Below are 5,426 nucleotides of genomic sequence, written 5' to 3'. Positions count from 1 at the left end.
GGCGTAAGCGCCGTAGAGCAGCCCGCCACGCCGATTAAAACGAGCGTGCTGATAACACCCAGTACGCCCACCCGGCCGACGACGGCCCCTCTTGTATGACTTGAACGCGATACCGCCATGCTTGCCGTTTTCCCTGACTTCCTGTTATCAATATTCCCGAGCCGCGCCTGAACGCTCAGAACCGCATGCCGGCTCCGCATCCGCCGAAAGCCCCACCGTTCGTCGCGCTGCCGCCGCAGCCGAAAATCCCGCAGCCCGCGACCAGCACCGCCACGCCCAACACTGCCACCGCCAACCTGAGACGACGCCAGTTGCATGCTGCTTCTGCTCTACTTCTTACTCGTTCCCGCATCATCAAGCGCACCTCGAACCCTTCGCCAGCATCAAACACTTAACCTTTGTTCACGAATCGCTGAAATCGTTCATCGAAATCGTTTATATCAACCGATGAATTTCCGCCCGCTCTACCGTTTGGCATTCTAACCTTTTACGTTTTGGCGGCGAAGACGCGGCGCACCATGGGCTCCAAAAGCGCTTGCGCTGATGATTGAGAAGAGGTGAAGCTGCTGCGTCAACCGCCCGTCAGTGTGCCGTGCCGGGCGAATACGAAAAGAGCGACCCGAACATCCGGATCGCCCCCTTTTCTTACCGCAATTTCAAGTGCTGAGATCAGAACTCATAGTCGAGGTGAGCCCGCACGCCGGCGTCACCGCCCGGTGTTGCCGCGACAGCTCCACTCGTGAGCCACTTGCCGTTCGCCGAGCGATGCGTCACGCCAGCGGCTATTGCGCTGTAGCCCTTGTAGTTGGCCAGACCTGCGCCGACGACCGTCTTGCCGGGTGCGCTCGGCGTCGGGTTGGGCATCGCCATGGCAGCGGCTACGCCACCGTACGCGGACCTTTGCAACGCCGTCATGCTTCTACCAACGTCCTGGCGCAACTGGTTCATCTGGACCATGTTGACCGCGTCCGCGCCGCCGACGCCCGCTGCCACGTTTGTCACGCGACGCTCGTTGCCGGCTGAGCCTACGGATACCGTGTTGGCTTCGTCGGCGACAGAATTCGCACCGAGCGCCACCGAGTTGCTGGCGGAGGCCGCAGCGTTCACGCCGATCGCCACTGCGTCCTGGCCCGATGCCACGGGCTTCGATCCGCTAGCCGCCGACGAATTAACCGTCATGTAACCCAGCCCCGCCGCTTGATACCCGGCGATCGCGGTTTCCGTGACGCCGACACGTTCATTGGTCGCGTTCAGTTGCGCACCGTTGATGGCGTCAGTGCTGGTCGACGATAGTTCGCCCGCCTTCACGTTCGTCAGTTGCACGGGGTCCGTCGCGGCCGTTCCGCCGAGCGTAACCTTGTTGTGATCGGCGGAATCGTAGTTGATGGCGTTCGGGTTCAGCCCGCTTGCTACCGCGATGATGTCGCCCTTCATGCCGGCAATATCCGCGCTGTTCTGCATCACCCGGCCATCGATATTGTCGAATGCCGAGCCCACGTCATGCATTTGCGTGCCGCCGACGGTGTAGGTCGGTGCGGTGACGCTGCCGTTTGCATCGATGCTCGAACCGCCGCCCAATGCCGCCGCCGTGCTCGCTGAAACCTGAGCCAGTTGCGCACCGTTGACCGCGTCCGTGCTGGATGCGTTGACCGCGCCCTTCGCGACACCGGTCACGCTGCGTGCGCCTTGCGTTCCCGCCATGCTGATCGAGTTGCCATCGGTATTCGCGCCGATGCTGATCGAACGGGTGAGCACATCCTGGCGTGCGAGGCCCGAGAAGCCGTTGTTGAAGTCGCTCATCGAGCTGTTCAGGCTGGCGATGTCGGTCGTGTTCTTCTTCACGTTTTCAGCGACGGTGTTCAATTGCGAACCGTTCACGGCGTCGGTGCTAGTGGCGGAGATTTCGCCGTCCTTCACGTTCTTGATCGTCGTGCCGGACGTGCCGCCGAGTGTCATGACGTCGTGAGCGGCTGAGTCGTAGGCCACTGCGTCGGCGAGCGCACCGCCTTGCGAGGCGATGCTCTGCTTCACAGCGAAGAGTTGCGAGCCATTGATCGCGTCCTTGCTCGATTCCAGCACATCGCCGTCCGCCAGGTTTGTGATCTTCGTGCCCGACACGCCGCCCAACGTGATGATGGCGTGAGCTGACGACGTGTCGTACTTCACGGCATCGGCAATTTGGGTGTTCAAGCTGCCGACTTGCGTGTTCAGCGTTCCGAGTTGCGTGTTCAATGTGCCGATATCCGCGATGTTCTTCGTGATGTTGGTGTTGTTTGCGGCGATGTCGGTGGCGTTCTTCGCGATGTCGGTCTTGTTTGCCGCGATATCGGTCGTGCTCTTCGCGATATCCGTGGCGTTCTTCGCGACATTCAGATTCGTGGTGTTCAACTGCGCGCCGTTCACTGCGTCGGTGCTGGCCGCCGATAAAACGCCGGTCTTCACATTCTTGATCGTCGTGCCGGCACTGCCGCTGAGCGTGATGGCATCGTGTGCGGCTGAGTCGTAGGCGACGGCGTCGGCGAGCGCACCGCCTTGCGAGGCGATGCTCTGCTTCACAGCGAACAACTGCGATCCGTTCACGGCATCCTTGCTCGATGCCAGGACGTCCCCGTCCGCCAGATTCGTGATCTTCGTGCCGGACGTGCCGCCCAGCGTCATGACGGCCTTCGATTTGGCGTCGTAAGCGACGAACGAGTTCGTGAAGACACCGGCCGTGTCGGTGGTCAGCCCCGCGAGCTTCATCTGCGCGAGATTGACTGCGTCGGCGTCTTGCGTCCCGGCAGCAAGGTTGACCAGTTGACGCTTGCTCGTGGCGCTGCCGATCGAAACAGTGTTAGCGCGATCCGCAAGGGACATCGTGCCCAGCGCGACCGTGTTTGTGGCCGTTGCTGTTGCACCCGGACCAATGACCGTCGCCGCATAGGCCTGTGCCAAGGAGTCGGACCCGATGGCGATCGAAGCCGGCGCGCCACCCGTGTTGTCGGCGGTGGCATGACCGCCGATAGCAATGCTCCCTAAACCGATAGCCGAAGCTCCCGAACTATTTCCCGACGCAGCGTTGGCCGCCAGGTATTTGCTGCTTCCGTCCTGGAGGCCCGCAACGGTCGTGCTGAGTGTGGATACGTTGGTATCGAGCGCGGTAATCGCGGCGCCGACGGTTGCCTGTGCTTTTCCGCCAACGGTATATGACGGTGCCTTGATCGTGCCGTCGCTGTTAAGCGCTGCGCCGCCGCCGAGCGTGTTCACGACCGAACTGAGCTGACTCACATTGACGGCGTCGGTGCTTTGCGTACCTGCCGCGAGGTTGGTGATCTTCGTGCCGGCCGTGCCACTCAGCTTCAGAGTGTCGTGGATGGTCGTGTCGTATTTCACCGCATCGACCATCTGGGTGTTGAGTGTGCTGATAGCCTGCGCGTTTGTCGTGATGTCTTGGGCGTTGATCGTCACGTTCTCGTTTGTTGCGAACAACTGGCCGCCGTTCATCGCATCCGTGCTGTTTGCGGAGGTTGCGTCGCCGGCCTTCACGTTCACGATCTTGCGTTCTGAGCCAACCTTACCGACAGAAACAGTATTGGCTACGCTGGCCACTGAAGCGTAACCCAACGCGACGCTGCCAGCGGCGGCAGCCGAAGAACCGTAACCAAGCGCCGTGGTATTAGCGTCCGAGGTCTTTGCATAGAAGCCGACTACCGTCGACCCAGTTCCGCTTGCTGACGCCTCACGGCCAATAGCTGTTGATTGGTTCACCGCATTGGCGTTAAAACCAAACGCCATACCACCGCTCGCCACAGCGCCCGAACCAATCGCCATCCCGCCATAGTAGCCTGAATTATTTACTATCGCATTTTCCCCGATAGCGATGGCGCCGTTATACGCTCCGGTATCGGCGTGCGCGCCCGAGCCAATTGCTATGCCGTTTGTACTGGTCGCCGAAGCGGCTGTCTTCCCGTTCACCTTGACATACGCGGAATTCATAGCTGTCGACCCATCCGTGAGATGGAAAAGCTGCGACCCATTCACCGCGTCCATGCTCGTCGCGGAGGTTACGTCGCCCTCTGCCACGTTGACAATCTTGCTCGATGACACATTGATGCCGTTCGTCGATTTCAGCGTGAGATTGGTGCCAGAAATCGTTGTGCCATTGGCATCCAACACCACTGCGTTCATACCGGCTGGGCCGTTGCCAAAAAATATTCCCGAGGACAAGTTCCCCGCCCATACGCCTCCTTCATCCGTACCGTCTTTAGAAGTCAAATAGCTGAAACGCGTTCCAGACACCTTCGTAAAATTGGAAGTCCACGGAGTACAAGTTGTCATGTTGCCGCCATCTTTAGAGCAGTAATCCGTTCCGTTGGATTCGCTACCTATATACGCCACGTTTTGTGCGGAGCCCTCAATCGGAGACAACATGGCGGCCGCCGCGCTAACCGCCATTGAAGCCGATGCCAGCGCCGTCGCCAGCTTGTTCTTCGACGACTTGCCCTTCGACTTCGCGTTTTCACCCGCTGCCACATACGTTCCCGTCGACTTGTTCATAATTGATTTGAATGACTTGTTCATAATGATATGTATTCCTAAAAATATGCCCAATTTCTTGACTGGAAACCGGTTCGGAACATTCCGAACCGGCGCTTCGATATGGCTAGCTCCAAACCCGTCGGGAACAGTCCCGGAGGTCACAGGCGGCGGCGGGATAACGAGGAAGCTTTAAGAGGTTCTGCGCGTCGCACCTAGCGTCAGGACATACTTTATTAGGATGAGATAAGACATTGGATAGGCGCAGTCCTAGAGAGCGTTGCGTGCGCCGCAACAGTCTCTTACTCCGGGAAAGGCAGTGAATGCATCGACAGAAAGAGAGTGGAGCCGTGATCAGTCCAGACGCACCACCGTATCGATAAAATTGGCTTGAGCACGGTCGTCCGGTCAACGAATACGTACTGCCCCCAAGGCGCCAACGAAAAAGGCCGCTCGGATGAGCGGCCTTTTTCGTTCCAACTACAACCTTGTCAATTGCCGGCTTTGCGCCGCGTGACTTTCCACAACGCGCCCAGCGCGATCGGCACGATTGCCGCGCACACGCCGATCAGCGCTATCACGTTCAGATACTGGCGAATAAACGGGATATTGCCGAAGAAATAACCGAGCAACACGAGTAGCAACACCCAGATCAGCGCGCCGATTGTGTTGAACATTTGAAAGCGCGATGCTTTCATCGCCGATGCCCCGGCGACGAATGGCGCGAACGTCCGCACGATAGGCACGAAGCGCGCGAGCACGATGGTTTTGCCGCCGTGCCGCTCGTAGAAACCTTGCGTCTTGCGAAGCGCTTCGCGATCGAGGAAACGCTCGAGCACGGGGATATGGGTATCGAAGACCTTCGGACCGATCGAGCGGCCAATCCAGTAGTTCACCGTGTTGCCGAGCAC

2 protein-coding genes are annotated in these 5,426 nt (G+C 59.3%); both read right to left on the bottom strand.

What is annotated here, in order from left to right; genetic code table 11:
* Positions 1–669 precede the first annotated feature (669 nt).
* Complete coding sequence (locus WCA53_RS26940; RefSeq protein ID WP_423917851.1) at positions 670–4,560, bottom strand: YadA-like family protein; 3,891 nt, start codon at positions 4,558–4,560, stop codon at positions 670–672.
* A gap of 446 nt (positions 4,561–5,006) precedes the next feature.
* A partial coding sequence (locus WCA53_RS26935; protein WP_423917848.1) for a DedA family protein occupies positions 5,007–5,426 on the bottom strand: 420 nt, incomplete at its 5' end.

The sequence above is a fragment of the Caballeronia sp. genome, assembly GCF_049581465.1.
In the GTDB taxonomy this organism is placed as follows: domain Bacteria; phylum Pseudomonadota; class Gammaproteobacteria; order Burkholderiales; family Burkholderiaceae; genus Caballeronia.
Note: the sequence above shows the minus strand (reverse complement) of the source record. Positions and strands in the feature narration are given on the sequence as shown.